The sequence below is a fragment of the Alcaligenes sp. SMD-FA genome (assembly GCF_025960365.1).
Taxonomy (GTDB): Bacteria; Pseudomonadota; Gammaproteobacteria; order Burkholderiales; family Burkholderiaceae_B; genus Alcaligenes; species Alcaligenes aquatilis.
In genome coordinates, this window is the sequence record NZ_CP110108.1 from 511,473 (window position 1) to 531,369 (window position 19,897).

Genomic DNA, 19,897 nt, shown 5'->3' on the forward strand with positions numbered 1-19,897 from the left:
AGGAATGGCTGAACCATTACGTGTGCTGCGTAAAGAGTGGGTATTTGCTTACCTCTTGTTGACGCCGCTGTTTGTGCTGCTAAGCGTGTTTGCCTTTATCCCGGCGCTGCACACGTTCTGGTCCAGCCTGTTGAGCAAAGGTACGGCTCGTCGTCCCGCCCAGTTTGTGGGCATGGATAACTACGATGCCATGCTGGCAGACCCGACCTTTTGGTTGGTTTTGAAGAACAATCTTTGGTACGCCGCCATTGTGATCCCGGTATCCATGGCACTAGCCTTGTTGATGGCCTTGTGGGCCAACCGGGCCATGAGTATGCGGGCCTGGGTGCGCTGCGCGTATTTCACGCCCACCATGTTGCCCATGATTGCCGCTGCGAACCTATGGCTGTTTTTCTACACGCCGGATCTGGGTTTGCTGGACCAGATTGCCAAGCTGTTTGGCGGTGGCGCCACCAATTGGTTGGGCCAGCCTCAAACCGCCTTGGGGGCAGTCATGGTGGTGACGATCTGGAAAGAGGCCGGTTTTTTCATGATCTTTTATCTGGCGGCCTTGCAAACCATTCCGCCCGAACTGCGTGATGCTGCCCGCCTGGAAGGGGCGACGCGCTGGCAGTATGGCCGTCGCGTACTCCTGCCCTTGCTGGCACCGACAACCTTGTTCATTTTGATCAATGCGCTGATCAACTCGGTCAAGCTGGTTGATCACCTGTTTATCTTGACCAAAGGTGGCCCCAATAATGCTTCCAAGCTGATGCTGTACTGGATTTGGGAAACCGCTTTTGCCTATATGGATACGCCTAGCGCCGCCGTGCTGACGGTTGTGCTCTTGCTGGGGCTGGGCGCCGTCGCTATTTTTCAATTCCGCTACGCTGAACGACGCGTGCATTACCAGTGATGAACATGGACACCGTTTTGACTGCTCCTGGCCGCCCGCTGCGTTTGCCATCTTTGGACACAGTGGGGGCGCACGCTTTGGCCCTGCTGTGGATTGCTCCCTTGCTGTACGCGTGCTGGGCTGCGTTTCGTGACCCGTCCGCCGCCTTGAGTTTTGACTGGAGCGCAGGCTGGACTTTGGATAACTTTGCCGCCGCCTGGGACCGTGCGCCCTGGCTGCGCTACATCTTCAACACCACCGTACTGGTCGTGACCATTCTGGTCGGTCAATTTGTATTGTGTACCTTGGCCGCGTACGCCTTTGCCCGCTTTCGTTTCTTTGGCAGCCAGTTTCTGTTCATGCTGCTGCTTTTGCAGTTGTTCATCCTGCCCGAAGTGCTGATTGTCGAAAACTACCGCATGGTGGCCTTGCTGGGCTGGACGGACACGGTCTGGGGCATGGGTGTGCCCTATATGGCCAGTGCCTTTGGTGTGTTCTTGTTGCGTCAGGCTTTCAAACAAGTGCCGCGTGAGCTGGAGGACGCGGCACGTCTGGAAGGATGCAGCCGTCTGGGTGTGCTCTGGCGTGTTTATGTGCCGCTGGTCAAGCCTGTGTACCTGGCTTATGCCCTGGTGTCGGTGTCCACACACTGGAACAATTTTCTATGGCCCTTGGTGATCAGCAGCTCTGACCACACCCGGCCGTTGACAGTGGGTTTATCCCTGTTTGGCGCACCGGAAAGTGGTGTCAGCATCTCTCTGATCAGTGCCGCCACATTAATGACTATCTTGCCGCTGTTGCTGGGCTTTCTGCTGTTTCAAAAGCAGTTCATGCAGGCCTTTTTACGCGCCGGCATTCGTTAAGGAATTCTGATGAAGATCATCCAGTTTTCGGATCTGCACATTACCCCGCCCGATGGCCTGTTGTTTGGCTCGGACCCTCTGGATCGCTTGCGTCGCTGTGTGGAACACGTCAACCGCCACCACGCCGATGCGGACTTGTGTGTGCTGACGGGCGACCTGACCCATGCCGGTCATCCACGTGCTTATGAGCGCCTGCGCGAAGGCCTGCAGGACTTGATTCCACCTGTGCGTTTGTTGATGGGCAACCACGACAGCCGCAGCGCGTTTCACAGCGTGTTTCCACAGGCCGCAACCGATTTGCCCGGCTTTGTGCAGCATGCCGACACCAGGGGGGATTGGCGTCTGATTTATCTGGATACTTTGGAAGATGGCTACACCAACGGCTATTTGTGTACACGTCGTCTGGAGTGGTTGCAGCAGGAACTGGCCGCGCATAGTGGGCCGGTGATGCTGTTTTCGCACCATCCTTTGCCGGCCCTGCAGTACCCGTCCATGGATTGGCTGCGTTTGAGCAATGCGCCGGAGCTCTTGCCTGTGTTGAAAGCGCATCCCGCACCCGTGCATTTGTTCTCCGGCCATGTGCATCGCTGCGCCAGCGGCGTGTGGAATGGGCTGCATTTTGTGACGGTCAGCGGCACCAATCACCAGCATGAGCTGGATCTGGAACGCGAAGGGGCGGCCACGTCCACGTTTGAGCCGGCCAGCTATGCGGTGATCTTACCCAATGCAGATGGTCTGACTGTGCACTTCCAGCCCTTCGCTTATGAAGAGCTGCGCTTTCCGTACACGGGCGATTTAAGCGCCTTGAAATGCCTTTGACCCCGGCTGTGCAATAACAGGGTGGCCTTGTTGAACACGACTCCCGATGCCTGGCGGCAAGCCAGAGCTCGGGAGCCGTTGTTGCTATTTGGCCCTGTGCTGCTTAGAAGGAATAACGCAGGTTCAGCATGGCATTACGCGGTGCACCGTAGTAGCCGGTGTAGAAGGTCTGATCCAGTGCGCTCAGATATTTGCGCTTGAACAGATTGTTGATGTTCAAGGTGGCTGTCAACTGCTTGCTGAAGTCGTAGCGACCAATCAGATCGACCAGAGCGTGACGCGAGCGTGCAACGTCGATCCGGAACTTGCCTCGAAAAAACGCCATGTCCGGCGAAAAGCTTTGTTGTTTCACGCAAGATCGTTATACTTGCGAACTATCAGGGGGAGTAGCTTACTTTCCGGCGCATCGTCATCACGGTAATTTGTGTTTTTCACGTATTCCCGGTGCCCGGGCAATCTCAGGGTTGCAAGCAAGACCTTGCCATTAACGGGCAAGGTGCATCCTCCACAAAGAGATGGCCTGTGTCCTTAATGGATCAGGCCATTTTTGTTTTGTACAACGCCCGTCATTTTTTCGTTGTACAGTTCTGCAAGATGGTCGTCAGCGTTCAATCAAACAATATAAAAAGGCGGTCTTACCTATGATGGAGTTTTTGCAGACGATGAGTTGGGCGGCAGTATTTCAGATCATTTTGATCGATATATTGCTGGGGGGCGATAACGCCGTGGTTATTGCATTGGCTTGCCGTAATTTGCCTGCCCAACAACGCGTGAAAGGTATTTTGTGGGGTACGGCCGGTGCGATTGGCTTGCGTGTTGTCCTGATTGCCTTTGCCTTGACCTTGCTGTCCGTACCTTATCTGAAAGTGGTCGGTGCCTTGTTGCTGGTCTGGATTGGCGTCAAGCTCTTGATTCCTGAAGAAGATGGTCACGGTAATGTTGAGGGTGGTGCCACCTTGTGGAAAGCCATCAAGACCATCATTATTGCCGACTTTGTAATGAGTCTGGACAATGTGATCGCGATTGCGGGTGCGGCTCAAACTGCCGATCCGGATCATCAGATCGGTCTGGTTGTCTTTGGTCTGGTCGTGAGTGTGCCTATTATTATCTGGGGCAGCACCTTGGTGCTGAAACTGATCGACCGTTTCCCTATGGTTGTGACATTGGGTGCCGCTTTGCTGGGTTGGATTGCAGGTGGCATGCTGGTGACAGATGTTAAATACATCGAGTACTTCGGTGAGCCCAGCACCACGGTCAAGTTGGCTGCGGAAGTGGCGGGTGCCTTGCTGATTGTTGTTTTGGGTCATGGCATTGCTGCGGCCAAGCGCAAGAAAGCTGCCTAAGCCTGAAATTGAAACAGCAGGTGTAGAACCAGGGCCGGGGGCTTCGCTTCCGGCATGGTTCTGGGTTAAGCTCAAACGATTTTCTAAAAAAGGAGTACACCATGGCACAAGCCTCCGCACGCCACATTCTGGTCAGCACCGAAGAGAAAGCGAACGAATTGAAAACCGCTATCGAAGGTGGTTCTGACTTTGCTCAGGTGGCCAAGGAAAATTCCAGCTGCCCATCGGCCCGCATGGGCGGCGAGCTGGGAACATTTGGCCGTGGCCAAATGGTGCCCGAGTTCGATCAGGTTGTGTTCAGCGCCCCCGTTGGCGTTGTACAAGGCCCCGTCAAGACTCAGTTCGGCTACCACCTGGTAGAAGTGACTGCACGTCAGGACTGATACGATCAGGCCAATAAAAACCCGCCTCGGCGGGTTTTTTTGTGCATGCTGGGCTCTGGTAACTGGTGGCTATTGATTAGGAGCCGGGCTTGGCGGTTTCTGAGGCTGACGGGCCTGGCAAGCATTGAGTAGCCCTTAAAACTGACGTGGCACCCGATAAAGAGGCTGCTTTTTTGTCTCTTTCCTGGTGAAACAGGCCTGCTTATGAAAGCTAATACGTTGATTATCAGGGTGTATACATAAAAAACCTGGACATTTTCCCGCAAGCTGCGCAGTATGCCAGCCATACTGGCTAACGGTCTTGTTGCCGTATTGTTCGCTTACCTTGAGCGAACCAGCCCATTCTTATAAAGAAAACCCATGAAACGCACCGATATGGAAAAACTCAGCGCCGTCAAACTGCTGAGCAATGTAAAAAAAGCGGGTACGCCACAACGCTTTGCAGGTGATTCTGCGGCAACTGATCGGCGCGAACAGCGTCGCCTGGATCAGGCTGCTGGTTTGGTGTCCTTTCCCGTGAAGCTGACTCAACCTGTTATTGATGCCGTGCGGGCTCGTGCTGCCGAGCAAGGCGTATCGACCCATGAAGTGATTGACCGCCTGCTGGCCCAAGCCCTGGACCTGTAATCCATGCAGATTTGGGTCGATGCCGATGCCTGTCCGGTGGTTATCAAAGAAATTCTTTACCGTGCCGGGCAACGTTGGAGCCGCCACGTGATCTTGGTGGCCAACCAGATGTTACGTACCCCGCCGTCGCCCTGGCTGCGGGCGGTGCAGGTGGCACGGGGCTTTGACGTGGCAGACGATTACATCGTCCAGCATGCCAGCGTCGGAGACCTGGTGATTACTGCCGACATTCCCCTGGCCGCACAGGTATTGGAGCGCAAAGCTCTGGTCCTGACCCCCAGGGGGGAACGTCTGGATGCCAACAGCATCGGCGAGCGGCTGGCCATGCGCGACATGATGGAAGAACTGCGCAGCACCGGCGTGGATATCGGAGGCCCGGCCCCCTTTAGCCAGGCTGACCGGCGCGAGTTTGCCAATGCACTGGACCGCCTGATGATGAGCCTGAAAGCGGCGGCGAGATCGTAAACAGACTTGCCATTCCCCGGCCCTTGTGTGAGTCTGTCGCTGGATTGAGATTTTTTAAGTGACGTACCGAATGACAGACTCAAAACGCCCCCTGATGAATTTGACTGGCCTGAACGAGGCCGTTGCCCAGTTTGCGCGCGAGCGTGAGTGGGACCAATTCCATAGCCCCAAAAATCTGGCCATGGCCCTGACCAACGAAGTGGGCGAGTTGATTGAAATCTTCCAATGGCTGACAGAAGACCAGTCCCGCGAGGTTGGTAACGATCCGAAAACCGCCCAAGCCGTGCGCGATGAGCTGGCTGACGTGCAGATCTACCTGAGCCGTCTGGCCTTCGTTCTGGGGGTGGATATGAATGAGGCTGTCACCAACAAGCTGGTGAAAAACGCCCAGAAATACCCCGCCGATAAGGTGCGGGGGACGAACAAGAAATATACGGAGTTGTGAAAGAAGCTAGGGCTTACAGCTCCCCCAGCATTTCCTCTACAAACCGCTCCATTCGTTCATGTCGTTCACGCGCGATTGCTTGCCCACGCTTTGTCTGAAAACCCTCGGCCAATTTGAATAATTTGGCCGGGAAGTGATCCAGCGCGTAGCACTTGTCATCCAGAGGGCGATGTTCTGCTTGTGGATCTTCCGGCTCATACAAGCTGGATCCCATTCGTCCCGCTGTGTAGAAGCAGCGAGCTATCCCTAAAGCACCAATGGCATCCAGGCGGTCTGCGTCCTGCAAGATGCGGGCTTCCAGGCTGGCTGGCGCTATGTTCGCTGAAAAACTGTGGCTTTGAATCGCTTGACCGACGGCTTCACAGTCTTGCTGGGACCAGCCCATCGCCCCCAGAATATGCTGCGCTTGTTCGGCCGACAGGGTGGATGCACGAGAGCGCAAAGGCGAGCTTTTCTCCACTGCAACGCAATCGTGCAGCACCGTTGCGGCCAGCAAAATGCGTAGATCCCCGCCTTCTTGGGCCTGAATGGCACAGACGTTCTTCCAGACCCGTTGCAAGTGCGATTGGTCGTGAGAGCCGTCGTTGTGACTGGTGCTGCTGTGGGGTAAGAGTTGGGCGGCAAGCCCTTCAAAGGGGTGGAACAGGCTGGACATGGCTAGGGTTCGCTGTAGATGGTGCCACAGCATAACGCGAAGCAGCAGGGGCAGGACAGGCTCAAGAAAAAGGGCCGCCAGTGGCAGCCCTTAAAGCGAATTGACGCTTGTAGAGTTAGAAGTTGCTCAGCCCCAGATCACTGACCGAGTCGGCCCAATAGTTCAACTGCTGATCCACATACACGGTGAATTCGGCTGGGCTATTGGTGACCAGAGTTGCTCCGTTCCCCTCCCAGATTTCCTTGATCTTGTCGGTATTCAAGGCACGGTGGATGCTGTCTGCCACGCTTTGTACGGTGGTGTCCGGCACGTCCCCTTGCATGAAAATTCCGTACCAGGTCTGGGCGCTGATTTCATCCATGCCCAGCTCCTTCAGGGTCGGCACATCCGGCAGGGCAGGAGCACGTTCGGGGCTGGAAACCGCCAAGGCGCGCAAGCGGCCATTGCGTATCTGCGCCACCGCAGATGGCATGGTCTCGAACATAAAGTCCACCTGATCGCCACTGATCAGCGCCATGACTGCCGGACCGCTGCCTTTGTAATGCACGGCGGTCATGGTGGTGCCGGATCTCTTTTCCAGCTTGCCCGCCATCAGATGCAGCATGGTGGCCACGCCGCTGGTGCCATAGTTCACGCCAGCCCCTTGTTTGGCGGCGGCCAGCAGGTCGTCTACGCTGTGATGGGGTGAATTGGCGTTCACCACCAGCACATTGGGCATGGCGGCAATCAGGGTGACGGCTTTCAGGTCTTTGCGGGTGTCGTAGGGAAAGTTTTTCAACACGGCAGGTGCAATCATGTGATGCACGGCACCAAACAAAAGCTGATTGTCTGCGGGGCTGGAGTTGGCCACCATGCTGGCACCCAGCACGCCGCCTACGCCTCCTTTATTTTCCACAACAACGGTTTGACCAATTTCATTGCCCAAGGCTTCGGCGAGCGGCCGGGCCAGGGTATCGCCCGAACCGCCTGCGGCAGAGGGGACGATCAGCCGCACCGGGCGCTCGGCCCAGGCGGGGGGCGCTGCCCAGCTTTGGGGCGCGGCAGCAAAGATAAAACTGAGGGCAAGTACAACACGGGACCAGGGTTTCATGTTTTTTTACCTCCTCGGTAGTTGTTGGTTTCAGCCTTTGCCAGAGCCCAGGCTGCCGGGGTTGCTGCGCAGCTTGTCGATTTGATCGTGTCGTGGTGTCAGCCCCAGGCCGGGGGCGTCAGGCATGCGCAGCCAGCCTTGTTCGGGCTGGGGCAGGCCGGTGTAGATCTCGGCCATCATGGCGCTGGCGGCCAGGTGCCATTCCACATCGCCGCCATTTAACAGGCCGCAGTGCAGGTGACCGTTGTGGGAGGGGAAAGCCCCGCCATTGGCGACCGAAGCGTTGAAGCTCTCTGCCAGGGCGAAGATCTTGCGGGACTGGGTGAAGCCGCCGGAAATCAGCACGTTGGGTTGCAGAATGTCCACGGCTTGCTGCATCAGCAGATCACGGAAGCGATAGGACTGGCCTTCGTTCTGGCCAGCGGCAATGGTGATGCCTGTGCTTTGGCGCAGTTCACGCAGGCGGCCCGTGTCGTTCTGGGTAATGGGTTCCTCAAAAAAACCGACGTCCAGATCGCGGGCATGACGGGCGATGGCTTTGGCATGCACATAGTCCAGGCTGCAGTTGCCGTCGATGTATAGCGACATGTCGGCGGGAATGGCCTCGCGTACCAGGCTCATGCGGCGCATGTCCTGGCGGATCAGGTCGGCCAGCGGGCGCGGTTCGTCGCGACGTTGCAGACCGTGATGGCCCACCACCATTTTCAGGCCTTTGAAGCCTTGATCCACGCAGTCGCGAGCGACTTTGACCAACTCTTCTTCACCCAGAAAGGCAAAGCCGAACGTCGCGTAGGCAGGCACTTTTTCACGGGCACCGCCCAGTAGTTTCCATACCGGCAGACCCAGGGCTTTGCCCTTGATGTCCCATAAAGCGATGTCCAGTGCCGAGATGGCGTGCATGGCATAACCTGTCTGGCCCCGAGGGCACACGTTCCAGTACATGCGATCCCATAGGCGCTCGGTGTTCAAGGGGTCTTGCCCGATCAGGTCGCTGGCCAGAATATCGTTGATGGTGCTGGCAACGGGGTGCTCCTCGGTAATGGCACTCAGTCCATAGCCGGTGATGCCTTCATCGGTCTCGATTTCGACATGACAGATGGCTAGATTCGTGGGTTTTTTGATGCCCGCGCTATCGAACTGAAAAGGCACGTTCAAGGGAATGGCGCGTACGGCCGTGATCTTCATTTTCCTGTCTCCTCACACTTTTTTGAATGCGTTTGCATGTAATTGTTTTAGATTTATAGCTTTTTGTCGCAAGCGCAATCAATGGTGTAAACCCTTGATTTAATTGATATATATACTCGTAATCTGATATATCAAAAACGAATTTCTGGAGTGCGTGGCTAGCTTCTCGGGGGAGGGCTTGCAGGATAAGAAAATCTTTTGGAGGACGGAAAGCAGACGCTTTGTACGCTGTTTAGCAGCAGCACAGGGGCTTGTTGAGTAGGTCGGAAGACCAGCGGGGAAAAGGCAAACAGTGGTTGGTTTTACTTCCTGTCTAGATCGTTGTGAAACGCGGTTGATAGACGCGCCAAAAGAGCGGTTCACAAAAAAGCCCTGCCAAGCAGGACAGCGTGGCAGGGCTTTTTCAGTCGTGCGAAGTATGCGCAGCGAGCGGTCTATTTACCTCGCAGCAACTGCATTTGACGACGATCTTTTTTGGTCGGACGCCCCGCATCAAAATCCAGTGCAGGCTCGGGGGCCAGACGGCGTTGTTCGGCGGCCTGGGCGCGCCGTGTGCTGCTTTCTTCCGTTTCCTGATACAACTGGCGCGCAACCGGGGCTGGGCCACGCACGCCGCTCAATGCGGTGACGTGAACTTCCATGGCCGGTGTTTCTTTGCGCAGGGTAATCACATCACCAATGGAGACTTCGCGGGCAGGCTTGGTGCTTTGCTGATTCAGCAAAACCCGTCCTTTGGTGATCTCCTCAGAAGCCAGGCTGCGCGTCTTGTAAAAGCGCGCTGCCCAGAGCCATTTATCCAGTCGTAATTTGTCCATGCGTTATTGTAAATCCAGTCTGTCATAGCTGGGCTTAATGCAGTTCCACCGCAGCGGCAGGCGCTGCCTGCACACGAGGCAAACGCAGACGCAGCAGCAGAACCAGACTGAAGACGGCCAGCAATCCGGCCCAGAACATGACGCGGTGGAAGCCGTCCGCCCAGGCGTGCTGGATGGCGTGCATCCAGAACACGGGATCGGCCGAGGCAGGCAGATTTACCTGACCGGAGCTAATGATGTGCTGAGCCTGCTCCAGCAGGGGATTGACCGGATCAAGGCGGCTGGACAAAGAGCTGACGGCGCCCTGGCTCATCAAGGACGCCAGCAAGGCAACGCCCAAGGTCATGCCGGTTTGGCGGATGGCGTTGGTAGTGGCCGATGCCATGCCGGAACGCTCACGCGGCACCAGATTCATGACCAAGGTACTGCATGCCGGAACAGACAAGCCCATGCCTATGCCCAGTACGGCCAAAGCGACACCCGCCATCCAGTAGGAAGTGCCAGGTTGCAACAACATCATGAACCAGGAACCGGCTGCCATCAGGCCAAAACCCGTAGTCAGGATCAGCTTCAAGCCAAAGCGTTGGCTTAAGGCACCGAAACGGGAGGCCAGCACGGCCATGCTGATGAACTGCGGGGCCAGCCCCCAGCCGGTTTGGGTTGCGCTCCAGCCTAAGGCGTTCTGGAAGAACAGAGACAGGAAAAACACATTGCTGTAGGCGGCAAAACCCAGCACAAAGGAGGCGATATTAGCGGTGCTGAAGCGGTAGTCCCGAAACAGGCTTAACGGCAGCAAGGGGCGGGCGACGCGGGTTTGGGCATAGATAAACGCCACGAAAGTGACCGCGGCCACGCCCAGGGAGCGTAGCGTCTCGGTGGCGTGCCAGCCTTGTTCACCCGCGCTGATCAGGCCGTAGGTCAGGGAACCGAGCCAGATAACGCTCAGCAACTGGCCGATCGGGTCGAAGGCCGCGTGTTCGGGGTTGGCCGATTCCTGAATGCCCCACATGCCCAAGCCCAAGGTCAGCAGACCCAATGGCAGGTTCAGGCTGAAGATCGCAGGCCAGTCGGCCACATCAACCAGCACACCGCCCAGAATCGGGCCCAGCACCAGGGCCAGCCCGCTGAAGGAGGACCAGCCGCCAATCACCCGGGCACGCTGGGCCGTGTCCGGAAAGGCGTGTGTCAGGATGGACAAGGCACCGGGAATAAGCAAAGCCCCCGCCATGCCTTGCACGATGCGGCCCCAAAGCAGGGCGCTCAATGAACCGGCCAAGGCGCACATCATGGAGCCGACGGTGAAGGCCAGCACGCCCAGCAGCCAGCTTTTCTTGCGTCCGTAGCGATCCCCCAGCAGGCCGGCGGACAGCATGAAGGCGGACAGACACAGCGCATACGCATCCACAATCCACTGCAGCCCGGCCATATCGGTTTGCAGGGCTTGCTGCATGCGGGGCAAGGCAAGATTGACGATGCTGATGTCCAGGGTAACCATGAAGGTCCCCAGGTAAATGGCGATGGTTAGAGCAAGTCGGCGAGTCATAAGATTTGATAAATGAGAATTATTATCGACGACTATAAAATATTGACTGACTGTCAGTCAATGAAAAATAAACAGGCTGGCTAAAATAACGCGGTAAGCTCCGACCAAGCACATTGTCGGGTTTTTTCTGATACCTTGACGCCCATGACCGCCGCTAAAACACCTCGTACCCAACCCTCTGAAGTTCGTCGCCGAGATTTATTGGAGGCGGCCGCCGCCTTGTTTCTGCAACAGGGGTTTGATGCCACGCCAGTCGATGAAATTGTGTTGCGGGCCGGCATGTCCAAGGGCTTGTTCTATCACTATTTCAGTTCCAAACAGGAGATCCTGGCCGCCTTGCGCGAGCAGTTCATCCAGCAGTTTCATGACCGGGTGCAAGGGGCGTTGGAGCAGGCCCCGGAAGATGATTGGGTGCAGCGTCTGACCTGTTGGATTCGGGCCTCGGTACAGGGGTATAGAGACACGCTGGACATGCATGATTTGGTGTTTTCAGACCATATACGCAGCAATTACCAGGGTGAGCGCAACGTGGTGACCGAGCCACTGCACCGGATCCTGAGCGAAGGGCAAAACGCCGGAGTCTGGTCTGTGGCGGATGTGGATTTGACCGCTTGGGTGATCTACCAGGGCATGCACGGCGCAGTCGATAATATGGGTCTGGAAACCGCTGAGCAGTGGGCAGCCCTGGAAGACAATCTGGTGACTCTTTTTGTGTCCATGCTTGGGGCGAAGCTCCCTCACCCGTATAAATAGCGTGGTAGAGCGGTGCTGTGTGTTTACGCGGCATTCAGAGAAGCTGAACCAGAACCGGTAGCGGTCTCAGAGCGGTGTTTCCTGGATGTAGACAGTCATCAACAGAACTGGCCCTGCTCCTTAATCGAGGCAGGGCCAGTTTTTGGATCAGCAAAGACTTAGCGGAACTGGAAGTGTTCTTTGTGCAAAGTCCAGGATTTCGCCGGTAAGGTCTGCTTGAGTTCGCGCTTCAATTGCCTGCCCATGGCCGCCGGCCCACAGAACCAGATATGCATGGGCTTGTCGGCGTGATAGTGTTGCATGACCTCTTTGGGTGACCAACGACGGCCATCGGCATAAATTTCAAGATCCACATCCGGGTGTTCCTTGGCGGCTTTGCTCAACGCTTGCGCCAGCGGATCATAGCCATGCTGACAGGCATATTGCAGATAGGCGTAGGGAGCATGACCTTCTTTGTGCTCCTGGCTTAACCAGGACAGAAAGGGCGTGGCGCCTACACCGGCACCGACCCAGATATAGATACCGTTGTCGTCACCTTCCGGCTGAGTAAAGCGGCCATAGGGGCCATCGAGCTCGATGTTTTGGCCGATATGCAAACGCTCGGGCAATTCGCGTGTCCAGTCGCCCAGTTGCTTGATATGAAAGCGCACAATCTGGTTGTCCTGATCGGCATCGGACAAGGTGAACGGATGGGCTTCAGATTCCCCCTTCAAGCGTAGAAAGGCGAACTGTCCGGCCTGGTGCCCAGGCCAGGACTGGTCCATGCGGCATTGCACCTCCAGCACATCGCCTTGTGACGTACAGGAGATGACGGTGCCTGTGTGTGGATAGGCCGAACTCAGGTTGCGTAGCAGTTGGATGCCGGCTGCTACCGTCCCGATCACCATGGTGATGGCCAGTGCCCAGCCGCCTATGCCGCTCCAGTAGGCAGGGGGGGTCAGCACCACACCATGAAAGATCAGGATCAGATAGGCCACGGGCATCAGGCGGTGCAGGCTGTACCATTTCTTATAGGAAATCGTACGGCGCGCCAGCGTGATGATCAGCATCAGAATCAGCGCGTAAAACGTCCATTCGCCCAGTGATTTGGCATAAGGTTTGAACAGGCTGACCCATTCAGGAACAGGAGTTTTGGCCAGCCGGCCGCCCGTGCCAATCGCCGCAGAAATCAGACCTTTGGATTCCTTGCTGAGCCAATGGGCCAGGCTGAACAAAATGGCGATGATGCCCAGCCACTTATGCAGTCTGTAGGCTTTGTCCATGCCCCCTAGCCAAGGCTCCAGACGGCGGGGGCGCAGGGCCAGGACCATAATGGCCGTCATGGTGCCCAAGGCCAGAATGCCGGTCAGCAGCATGCCTTCTTGTCGGACTACCCACAGCGTATCGCCAGGCGGCGAAGGGGCAAGCCACAGGGCTTCAACAGCCCAGATCAAAAAGAAGGCAGAGAGCAGCAATAAGAGAGGGCGACGCATGGCCTGTTCCGAATTGTTTGAAAGAACTGGGCGCTGCGTGGTCGTGATGTGAAGAACGTACTGACGCAGCGCACTGAAAACACTTCATTCAGGGTAATACGTTGCCTAGTCGTTTGTGGAGCCTGTATTCAAGGGCCAGTTGAGAAAGCTCAAAACACCTCTAAATAGTTGTTATTTAAAATATTTGTTAATGATTCTGGTTGCTGTTTACTCTGTTTCCGCGTGTTGCAGAGTAAGTGGCTCGATTGCTTTTCAGACCTGTTTGACGGGGCACAGCAGTGAGGCAAGGTCTAGCAATGCCCCATCTTGATGAGCTTGCCCGATCAGTTGCAAACCCAAAGGCAGCGGGCTGTCTTGTCCCGGTGCGGGCAGGCTCAAGGTAGGCCAGCCCAGCAAGGACCAGGGGCGGTTCAGAACTGAAGAACCGGTACTGTCCAGCCCATAGGGCGCAGGCCCAGGAGCAGCCGGGGTCAATAAGGCATCAAAATGCCCATAGCGATCCTGCCATTCCTGTTGCAGTTGACGGCGGCGCGCTTGCCAGACGTGGTAGTCCGCCGGAGGCAGTTCCAGGCCCTGCTTGATGGCTTGCACCGTAACGGGCCGCAAGGCATCCGGGCTGGCTTGCCAGACGGGCAGCAGGCTGCGGGCCATTTCATACGCCATGATCTGGCCTTGCAGGATCAGCAGTTCTTTCAGTTGCGCATCGGCAGGCAGACGTTCCAGTCGGGCGCCTTGTTGCTCCAGGTGCTGGCAGCCCTGTTCCAAGGCGGCTAGCGCAGCGGGGGTAATCGGGCCCAGGTCTTTGCCATCGAGCACGCCGATACGTGGCGCGCTGGGGACTCGACTATCCGGTAACCCTTGCAAGACCGAGGCGACACGGCGCAGCACAGACAAGTCCCGGCTGAAGTAGCCAATGGTGTCCAGGCTGTCGCACAACAAGAACAGACCGCTGCGATGCACCGCGCCAAAGCTGGGTTTGAAACCCAGGATGCCGGTAAACGCAGCGGGGCGCATCATGGAGCCTCCCGTTTGGGTGCCCAATGCAAAATCCACCATACCGGCCGCTACGGCTGCTGCTGAACCACTGGAAGAACCGCCAGGCGTATGGTCCAGGTTCAGCGGGTTACGGGTGGGGCCGGGGGCGGCGTAAGCAAACTCTGCCGTGACTGTCTTGCCCACCGCTGTGGCACCTGCCTGGCGCAACAAGGCGACGCAAGCTGCATCGCGCTCTGCGGGCAAGGCATGGGGGAAATGTGCACCATAACGTGTCGGCATGCCTTGGACATCCAACACGTCTTTTACGCCGAAAGTCAGGCCGGCCAAGGGGCCGTCGGGGGCAGTGCTGATACAGGTGGCCGGATCAGCCAGCCAGGACCAGGCCTGGATGGACTGGTCCTGCAAAGCGAGAGAGGAAGGGGGGGCAGTCATAAGGGAGAAGCAGGGTTACTGGATCGAGATGTTCTGATCCTTGATCAGTGCAGTCCAGCGTTTGGTTTCTTCTTTCACAAAAGCGGTGAATTCTTCAGGCGTGCCACCGACGACTTGCGCACCTTGGGACTCCACAATCTGACGATAGTCCGGATCTTTCAGGGCGTCATTGACAGCAGTGTTCAGTTTTTCCAGCACATCAGCGGGCAACCCTGCGGGAGCAATCACGCCAAACCAGTTCGAGGCCACCAGGTCCACCCCTTGTTCTTTGAAGGTGGGGGTGTCCGGCATGGCTTTCAGACGCTCTTGCGAGGTCACGCCCAGCACGCGCAGGCGCGGGTTGTCGATTTGCATGTGGGGCAGGAACAAGCTGGCCAGCTCCAGATAGAAGGAAATATTACCGGCCAGCAGATCGTTCGATGCGGGAGCACCACCACGGTAAGGCACGTGTACGGCATCAAAGCCGGAGGTGGCCTTGAATTGTTCAGTTAGCAAGTGCGATGCACCGCCTGCGCCGGTCGAGGCGTAGTCCAGTTTGTTGGGGTTTTGCTTGCCGTCGGCCACCAGATCGGCCAAGGACTGGTAGGGCGAGCTGCTGTTCACACCCAGCGCCATGGCGCCGCGCTCGATCAGGGCGATGGGTTGCAAATCCTGTTCAGGATCGAAGGGCAGGTTGCTGCCGTACAGTGCCTTGTTCACCGACATGGGGCCAAAGTTGCCCAGGCCGATGGTGTAGCCGTTGGGCTTGGCGCGGGCAATCATGCTGGTGCCGATATTGCCGCTGGCACCGGGCTTGTTTTCCACCACAATCGTCACCCCCAGGCTGTCGCTCATTTTTTGAGCCAGCATGCGCGAACGGGTGTCCGAGCTGCCACCTGCAGCGTAAGGCACCACAAAGGTAATGGCTTGCGACGGGTAAGGCGCGTCGGCCATGGCCGAACCGGAACCCAACAACGTCAGTGTGAGCAGGCCACTCAATAAGGGGGCGCGATGCTTGAATACAGTCATGTTCATCTCCTGCGTTGGGCCAATATTCGCAGTGACGTGCAGTATGGCCCTGTTTTTGATAAGTGTCAGGATGGATGGTAGTAAGCGTTAATTATGTTGTCTAATATTAAAAATAGTCATTATTAATTCATTTTTAAACCTTATTGGTGGACATATGCTGGACTCCAAATTAAGCGAGATGTTCTTGGTGGTGGCCGAAGAGCTGCATTTTGGCCGTGCTGCTCAGCGTTTGTTCATGACCCAACCGCCCTTGAGTCAGGCCATACGCAGGCTGGAAGAACAGATAGGGGCGACCTTGTTTATCCGCACCACGCGCACGGTGCAATTGACGGCGGCCGGACAGGAGTTGCAGCGTCGCCTGCGCCTGATCGGCAACGAGCTGGAGCAGACGCTGCAGGCGGTACAGCAAGTGCATAGAGGCGAAACCGGCATGTTGCGTATTGCACTGACGCCCAGCAGTGCCTATGCCGGCGTGTCCAAGCATCTGTATCGCTTTCGCCAGGACTTCCCCCAAGTAGATATTCAGATCTACGAGATGAATTCCAGCGAGATGCCCGCTGCCCTGTACGAGCGCCGGGTGGATGTGGCCATGATCCGGCCTTCCTTTGCTGTGCCGGACTTGAACCCGCAGTTGGTGGAGTCCGAACCCATGATGTTTGTGCTCAGGCGTGATGATCCACGTGCCCAGGAACATAGCCAGGGACTGACCTTGCATCAGGCTTTTTCTTATGAAATGGTGGCGTACTCACGCCAGCAGTCGCGTTATTTTCATCTGCTGCAGCAGCGCATGTTGCAGCGCTCGGGCTGCTTGCCGCGCTTTGCGCAGGAAAGCATGGTGCCTACGGTGCTGGTCATGGTCGAAGCGGGTATTGCTCCAGCGATTGTGCCCGCGTCCTTGGCGCGCTTGCGTACCGATACCTTGGAGTATCTGCCTTTGCTGGACGCAGACGATACTACGGCCGAGCTAATGAGTGCTTATGTCTCGGACAATACCAACCCGGCTTTGGTGAATTTTCTGGCGGTGCTGGAGCAGCATCGCTCAAGCTGATTGACGGGCAGCCAGCCATTGCCGCATGGATTGGCCCGTGCGCTGCCGAAACAGACGGGATAGGGCAGAGGGATTGGCATAGCCTAGATCCAGGGCAATGCGTTTGGCAGACTGGCCCTGGGCCAGCCGCTGACAGGCAAGCGACAGGCGCCATTGGGCCAGATAGTCGGCTGGCGTATCGCCGACCCAATGCTTGAACTGCACGGCAAATGCGCTGCGTGACATCTTGGCTTCCTGTGCCAACGATTGCACGGTCCAGTCCCGGCCCGGATCGGCCTGAATGGCCAGCAAAGCTCGCGCCACAGGCGGGTGCGACAAGCCGCGAAACAAACCTACGGGAATCTCGCAACGATCAGGATGGTCAAACAGCCAACGCAGCAATTGCAACAAGACAATCTCGAACAGACGGTCCGCCAACAGCCGATGGCCGCAGCGTACCGACTCCGTTTCCGCAAAGAGCAGGTCCAGTGCCTGCTCCAGACCAGCGGCCTCTTCCAGCGGGACAATAATCAGATCGGGCAGAGAGCGGGCCAAGGGGTGATGCTCTCCCCCGTCAAAATCCAGGGTGGCGCAGGTGAAGTCCGAGCCCTCCTCAGGTAGATCGTAAAAGGCATGCTCCAGCGGGCGAGGATAAAACAACAGGCTGGGGCGATCAATCGTCATGATTTCCGGCACCGGATCACGCGGGTCGTGGCGCACGCTTAACTGGCCGCGTCGCAGAATGTGCAAAAAGGCACGCCCTGGCTGGGCCGAGAAGCGGGTTACCCCACATAAAGAGCCGTTGTAGAACAAATGGGCGCGAACGCGGAACTGTTCCAGCAGAAGGGAGAGGCGATCCAGGTTCATGAAACCATCCTTGTCTGGATGAAAAGGTAAGTTGTCGAGACTAATCTTATCCAATGATCCTGCTCTTGGCGAGACACTATGCCTACTCGCTTCTTTTTGGCCACCTTGGCCGTCCTCACCAGGAGATCACCATGTCCCGCCTTACTTTGCCTGACGTTGCCCAAGCTCCCGCTGCCAGCCAGCCCGCTTTGCAGGAAATTCAAAAAGCGTTTGGTGGCAGCGTGCCCGCCATGTTCCGTATGGTGTCCAATTCGCCCGCCGCCTTGCGCAGCATGTGGGGCTCCTTCGGCGCTTTTGCCGGTGGCCAGCTGGGTGCGAAATTAGGTGAGCAATTGGCCGTAGCCATTGCTGATCGCAATCGTTGCGAATACTGCTTGGCCGCCCACAACGTGCTTGGTGCCAATGCCGGCTTGAGCCCGGAGACGCTGGCCCAGGCCCAGCGTGGTCAGTCCGATGATCCACGTACCGCAGCGGCCTTGAAGTTTGTGCTCAAGCTGGTGGATCAGCGTGGACAAGTGTCGGCTGCCGATGTGCAAGCCGTGCGCGATGCCGGTTTTTCTGAAGGTGAAGTGGTGGAACTGGTCGGTGTGACCGCCTTGAACCTGTTCACCAACTACATCAATAACGCGCTGGAAGTCCCGGTTGATTTCAAGGCTGTTGAACTGACTGCGTAAGCACGCTGTGTGATGGCCCGCCCGCGTACTGGCAGGCGGGCCTTTTCTGTCGCCGGGCCGTCCCCAAGGCAAAACGCACCCCCTTGGGGGGCAGCAAGCCAAAGGCGCAGCGTGGGGGCCTTTTCTGCGTTTGCAAGCCGTGTTTTACTTGGCCGACAAGGGGCCAGAATTAATGTCTGTCAGTGGCTGGTTCACATCAAAGAAGCGTGCATCAATGCCGGTGATGCCAAAGCTATTGAGCCGCTTGCTGTGCATGTCCAGATACGCCTGCGCGCTGGACTTGTCCTTGAACAGATAGACCCCGCCTGCTTTGGATTGTTCCTTGTTTTCTGTCCAGATTTTCCAGATCAGACCCGGTTCCAGGCTGATTGATTGCGCCAGTTCTTGCATGGCGTCGCTCATCTCTGACCCCCACGGGCCTGGGTAAGGAAAATCAACATACAGCAAGGTACTCATGATTGGCTCCATATCAAAATACGTGCCGAACATCATACCTTGATGGTTGAATTGCCCGTTACTGTCTCTTATTTGTCATAGGACGTTGCGGGCGGCTTGATTGGCTGGCCTCGCCCATGAAGGGCGCGTATAGTTTTTCTTTTGCTATTTGCTGCTGGAAGCCCTCATGTCCTGGACCGCGTTGTTGTTGGTGGTGTGTGCTGCGTTCATTCATGCGGGTTGGAATCTGCTCTCAAAACGGGCTGCGATGGCAGGAGCGCATTTCGTATTTGCCTACTCTTTTTTCGCCATCCTGTTTTACTTCCCCATCATGCTGTGGGTGGTTTTCACTCAAGGCAATATGCCTTGGACTAGCGAAACCATTACCTGTTTGCTGCTCAGCGCCTTGCTGCATATGGGCTATAGCCTAAGTCTGCAAAAAGGCTATCAGGTGGCAGACCTATCGGTGGTGTATCCCATCGCTCGGGGCACCGGGCCCATGCTCTCGTCTATTGGTGCCTTCATCTTGCTGGGCGAACCGGTACGGCCTTTGGGCGTGCTCGGTATTTTGTTGGTGGTGATGGGGATTTTGCTCATTGCCACACAAGGTCACCTACGACGTTTTTTCAGCCCCTCTGCATTGACGGGGGTGCGCTGGGGCATGCAGACTGGGGTTCTGATTGCCGCCTATACCGTGGTGGATGCCTATGGCGTTACCGTCTTGTTGATCTCGCCGTTTCTGCTGGACTGGTTCAGCAATGTGCTGCGGCTGGGCATGTTGGCCCCCTTCATCGCCAAGCGTGGGCGCGATGGTTTCGTCAAACTTAAACCTTATTGGAAATTGGCGGCGGCCGTGGGCCTGCTCTCGCCCATGTCCTACATTCTGGTTTTGCAGGCCTTGAGGCTGGGAGCACCCTTGTCCATGGTGGCCCCAGCTCGTGAAATGTCCATGATGGCAGGCACGCTGTTGGGCATGGTCGTGCTGCGCGAGAAGGCCAATATCTGGAGTTTGTTGGGCTGTGCCGTCATGATCAGCGGGGTTATTGCCCTGACCTCCGGTCCTGCTGCCTGATCGCTCTCTTGAAATATCGCAGGCTGTCCCTATCTGCTTGCAATAGGGCGTGCT

General features: G+C 56.8%; 22 protein-coding genes and 1 pseudogene. 12 read left to right on the forward strand and 11 right to left on the reverse strand.

What is annotated here, in order from left to right; translation table 11 throughout:
* Positions 1-4: 4 nt before the first annotated feature.
* Genes OKX01_RS02290 through OKX01_RS02300 form a run of 3 tightly spaced genes read left to right on the forward strand, consistent with a single transcriptional unit; the run spans position 5 to position 2,556 of the window.
* A complete protein-coding gene (locus OKX01_RS02290; protein WP_094195518.1) occupies positions 5-895 on the forward strand; it encodes a carbohydrate ABC transporter permease in 891 nt (296 codons plus the stop codon).
* Positions 895-1,737, forward strand: a complete 843-nt coding sequence (locus OKX01_RS02295; RefSeq protein ID WP_094195519.1) for a carbohydrate ABC transporter permease — start codon at positions 895-897, stop codon at positions 1,735-1,737. The genes OKX01_RS02290 and OKX01_RS02295 overlap by 1 nt, the downstream gene beginning before the upstream one ends.
* A gap of 9 nt (positions 1,738-1,746) precedes the next feature.
* Positions 1,747-2,556 (forward strand): phosphodiesterase, encoded by an 810-nt coding sequence (locus OKX01_RS02300; protein WP_094195520.1) that lies wholly within the window; start codon positions 1,747-1,749, stop codon positions 2,554-2,556.
* A 103-nt stretch (positions 2,557-2,659) separates the two neighbouring features.
* On the opposite strand, the gene OKX01_RS02305 is transcribed toward OKX01_RS02300, so the two are convergent.
* Complete coding sequence (locus OKX01_RS02305; RefSeq protein ID WP_199827854.1) at positions 2,660-2,908, reverse strand: TonB-dependent receptor; 249 nt, start codon at positions 2,906-2,908, stop codon at positions 2,660-2,662.
* Between the two features lie 289 nt (positions 2,909-3,197).
* Here OKX01_RS02305 and OKX01_RS02310 point away from each other — a divergent pair, with 289 nt between their 5' ends.
* The 5 genes and pseudogenes from OKX01_RS02310 to OKX01_RS02330 all read left to right on the forward strand — a co-directional run bounded on the left by OKX01_RS02310 (position 3,198) and on the right by OKX01_RS02330 (position 5,819).
* Complete coding sequence (locus tag OKX01_RS02310) at positions 3,198-3,899, forward strand: TerC family protein (RefSeq protein WP_094195521.1); 702 nt, start codon at positions 3,198-3,200, stop codon at positions 3,897-3,899.
* Between the two features lie 98 nt (positions 3,900-3,997).
* Positions 3,998-4,282, forward strand: a pseudogene (locus OKX01_RS02315) (peptidylprolyl isomerase); the annotation flags it as partial.
* A gap of 360 nt (positions 4,283-4,642) precedes the next feature.
* Positions 4,643-4,909, forward strand: a complete 267-nt coding sequence (locus OKX01_RS02320) for a hypothetical protein (RefSeq protein WP_094195523.1) — start codon at positions 4,643-4,645, stop codon at positions 4,907-4,909.
* A gap of 3 nt (positions 4,910-4,912) precedes the next feature.
* Positions 4,913-5,374 carry a YaiI/YqxD family protein gene (locus OKX01_RS02325; protein WP_094195524.1) on the forward strand — a complete coding sequence of 154 codons (462 nt, stop codon included), beginning with the start codon at positions 4,913-4,915 and terminating at the stop codon, positions 5,372-5,374.
* 70 nt (positions 5,375-5,444) lie between these two features.
* Positions 5,445-5,819, forward strand: coding sequence for a nucleotide pyrophosphohydrolase (locus tag OKX01_RS02330; RefSeq protein ID WP_094195525.1), 375 nt, complete (start codon positions 5,445-5,447; stop codon positions 5,817-5,819).
* 13 nt (positions 5,820-5,832) lie between these two features.
* Here OKX01_RS02330 and OKX01_RS02335 read toward each other — a convergent pair whose 3' ends face one another.
* The 5 genes from OKX01_RS02335 to OKX01_RS02355 all read right to left on the reverse strand — a co-directional run bounded on the left by OKX01_RS02335 (position 5,833) and on the right by OKX01_RS02355 (position 11,107).
* Positions 5,833-6,474, reverse strand: a complete 642-nt coding sequence (locus OKX01_RS02335; RefSeq protein ID WP_094195526.1) for an HD domain-containing protein — start codon at positions 6,472-6,474, stop codon at positions 5,833-5,835.
* A gap of 115 nt (positions 6,475-6,589) precedes the next feature.
* The gene (locus OKX01_RS02340; RefSeq protein WP_094195527.1) at positions 6,590-7,564 is read right to left on the reverse strand and encodes a Bug family tripartite tricarboxylate transporter substrate binding protein; all 975 of its coding nucleotides are present in this window, start codon (positions 7,562-7,564) and stop codon (positions 6,590-6,592) included.
* A gap of 30 nt (positions 7,565-7,594) precedes the next feature.
* Positions 7,595-8,749, reverse strand: a complete 1,155-nt coding sequence (locus OKX01_RS02345) for a mandelate racemase/muconate lactonizing enzyme family protein (protein WP_094195528.1) — start codon at positions 8,747-8,749, stop codon at positions 7,595-7,597.
* A 434-nt stretch (positions 8,750-9,183) separates the two neighbouring features.
* Complete coding sequence (locus tag OKX01_RS02350; protein ID WP_026484973.1) at positions 9,184-9,564, reverse strand: RNA-binding S4 domain-containing protein; 381 nt, start codon at positions 9,562-9,564, stop codon at positions 9,184-9,186.
* A gap of 34 nt (positions 9,565-9,598) precedes the next feature.
* A complete protein-coding gene (locus OKX01_RS02355) occupies positions 9,599-11,107 on the reverse strand; it encodes a DHA2 family efflux MFS transporter permease subunit (protein ID WP_094195529.1) in 1,509 nt (502 codons plus the stop codon).
* Between the two features lie 144 nt (positions 11,108-11,251).
* On the opposite strand from OKX01_RS02355, the gene OKX01_RS02360 reads away from it, so the two are divergent.
* A complete protein-coding gene (locus OKX01_RS02360) occupies positions 11,252-11,860 on the forward strand; it encodes a TetR/AcrR family transcriptional regulator (RefSeq protein WP_094195530.1) in 609 nt (202 codons plus the stop codon).
* Between the two features lie 158 nt (positions 11,861-12,018).
* Here the strand turns inward: OKX01_RS02360 and OKX01_RS02365 are convergent, their stop codons facing one another.
* From OKX01_RS02365 to OKX01_RS02375, 3 genes are all read right to left on the reverse strand, one after another.
* A complete protein-coding gene (locus OKX01_RS02365) occupies positions 12,019-13,332 on the reverse strand; it encodes a ferric reductase-like transmembrane domain-containing protein (RefSeq protein WP_108728168.1) in 1,314 nt (437 codons plus the stop codon).
* A 252-nt stretch (positions 13,333-13,584) separates the two neighbouring features.
* Positions 13,585-14,760 (reverse strand): amidase, encoded by a 1,176-nt coding sequence (locus OKX01_RS02370; RefSeq protein WP_264672396.1) that lies wholly within the window; start codon positions 14,758-14,760, stop codon positions 13,585-13,587.
* A gap of 15 nt (positions 14,761-14,775) precedes the next feature.
* Entirely contained in the window at positions 14,776-15,768 is a 993-nt protein-coding gene (locus OKX01_RS02375; protein ID WP_094195533.1) for a Bug family tripartite tricarboxylate transporter substrate binding protein, read from the reverse strand.
* A gap of 154 nt (positions 15,769-15,922) precedes the next feature.
* Between OKX01_RS02375 and OKX01_RS02380 the strand changes: the two genes are divergently transcribed.
* The gene (locus tag OKX01_RS02380; protein WP_264672397.1) at positions 15,923-16,816 is read left to right on the forward strand and encodes a LysR substrate-binding domain-containing protein; all 894 of its coding nucleotides are present in this window, start codon (positions 15,923-15,925) and stop codon (positions 16,814-16,816) included.
* Here the strand turns inward: OKX01_RS02380 and OKX01_RS02385 are convergent.
* Positions 16,808-17,662, reverse strand: coding sequence for an AraC family transcriptional regulator (locus tag OKX01_RS02385; RefSeq protein ID WP_094195535.1), 855 nt, complete (start codon positions 17,660-17,662; stop codon positions 16,808-16,810). The genes OKX01_RS02380 and OKX01_RS02385 overlap by 9 nt on opposite strands.
* Positions 17,663-17,793: 131 nt before the next feature.
* On the opposite strand from OKX01_RS02385, the gene OKX01_RS02390 reads away from it, so the two are divergent.
* The gene (locus tag OKX01_RS02390; RefSeq protein ID WP_094195536.1) at positions 17,794-18,336 is read left to right on the forward strand and encodes a carboxymuconolactone decarboxylase family protein; all 543 of its coding nucleotides are present in this window, start codon (positions 17,794-17,796) and stop codon (positions 18,334-18,336) included.
* A 144-nt stretch (positions 18,337-18,480) separates the two neighbouring features.
* Here the strand turns inward: OKX01_RS02390 and OKX01_RS02395 are convergent, their stop codons facing one another.
* Entirely contained in the window at positions 18,481-18,792 is a 312-nt protein-coding gene (locus OKX01_RS02395) for a monooxygenase (protein WP_121737896.1), read from the reverse strand.
* A 166-nt stretch (positions 18,793-18,958) separates the two neighbouring features.
* Between OKX01_RS02395 and OKX01_RS02400 the strand changes: the two genes are divergently transcribed.
* Positions 18,959-19,843, forward strand: coding sequence for an EamA family transporter (locus OKX01_RS02400; RefSeq protein WP_094195538.1), 885 nt, complete (start codon positions 18,959-18,961; stop codon positions 19,841-19,843).
* Positions 19,844-19,897: the final 54 nt, after the last annotated feature.

Coding starts and splice junctions, on each gene's coding strand:
- OKX01_RS02390 (WP_094195536.1), top strand. CDS start 17,794: ATGTCCCGCCTTACTTTGCCTGACGTTGCCCAAGCTCCCGCTGCCAGC.
- OKX01_RS02375 (WP_094195533.1), bottom strand. CDS start 15,768: ATGACTGTATTCAAGCATCGCGCCCCCTTATTGAGTGGCCTGCTCACA.
- OKX01_RS02340 (WP_094195527.1), bottom strand. CDS start 7,564: ATGAAACCCTGGTCCCGTGTTGTACTTGCCCTCAGTTTTATCTTTGCT.
- OKX01_RS02350 (WP_026484973.1), bottom strand. CDS start 9,564: ATGGACAAATTACGACTGGATAAATGGCTCTGGGCAGCGCGCTTTTAC.
- OKX01_RS02320 (WP_094195523.1), top strand. CDS start 4,643: ATGAAACGCACCGATATGGAAAAACTCAGCGCCGTCAAACTGCTGAGC.
- OKX01_RS02295 (WP_094195519.1), top strand. CDS start 895: ATGAACATGGACACCGTTTTGACTGCTCCTGGCCGCCCGCTGCGTTTG.
- OKX01_RS02355 (WP_094195529.1), bottom strand. CDS start 11,107: ATGACTCGCCGACTTGCTCTAACCATCGCCATTTACCTGGGGACCTTC.
- OKX01_RS02370 (WP_264672396.1), bottom strand. CDS start 14,760: ATGACTGCCCCCCCTTCCTCTCTCGCTTTGCAGGACCAGTCCATCCAG.
- OKX01_RS02395 (WP_121737896.1), bottom strand. CDS start 18,792: ATGAGTACCTTGCTGTATGTTGATTTTCCTTACCCAGGCCCGTGGGGG.
- OKX01_RS02385 (WP_094195535.1), bottom strand. CDS start 17,662: ATGAACCTGGATCGCCTCTCCCTTCTGCTGGAACAGTTCCGCGTTCGC.
- OKX01_RS02345 (WP_094195528.1), bottom strand. CDS start 8,749: ATGAAGATCACGGCCGTACGCGCCATTCCCTTGAACGTGCCTTTTCAG.
- OKX01_RS02335 (WP_094195526.1), bottom strand. CDS start 6,474: ATGTCCAGCCTGTTCCACCCCTTTGAAGGGCTTGCCGCCCAACTCTTA.
- OKX01_RS02330 (WP_094195525.1), top strand. CDS start 5,445: ATGACAGACTCAAAACGCCCCCTGATGAATTTGACTGGCCTGAACGAG.
- OKX01_RS02325 (WP_094195524.1), top strand. CDS start 4,913: ATGCAGATTTGGGTCGATGCCGATGCCTGTCCGGTGGTTATCAAAGAA.
- OKX01_RS02365 (WP_108728168.1), bottom strand. CDS start 13,332: ATGCGTCGCCCTCTCTTATTGCTGCTCTCTGCCTTCTTTTTGATCTGG.
- OKX01_RS02290 (WP_094195518.1), top strand. CDS start 5: ATGGCTGAACCATTACGTGTGCTGCGTAAAGAGTGGGTATTTGCTTAC.
- OKX01_RS02400 (WP_094195538.1), top strand. CDS start 18,959: ATGTCCTGGACCGCGTTGTTGTTGGTGGTGTGTGCTGCGTTCATTCAT.
- OKX01_RS02300 (WP_094195520.1), top strand. CDS start 1,747: ATGAAGATCATCCAGTTTTCGGATCTGCACATTACCCCGCCCGATGGC.
- OKX01_RS02380 (WP_264672397.1), top strand. CDS start 15,923: ATGCTGGACTCCAAATTAAGCGAGATGTTCTTGGTGGTGGCCGAAGAG.
- OKX01_RS02310 (WP_094195521.1), top strand. CDS start 3,198: ATGATGGAGTTTTTGCAGACGATGAGTTGGGCGGCAGTATTTCAGATC.
- OKX01_RS02360 (WP_094195530.1), top strand. CDS start 11,252: ATGACCGCCGCTAAAACACCTCGTACCCAACCCTCTGAAGTTCGTCGC.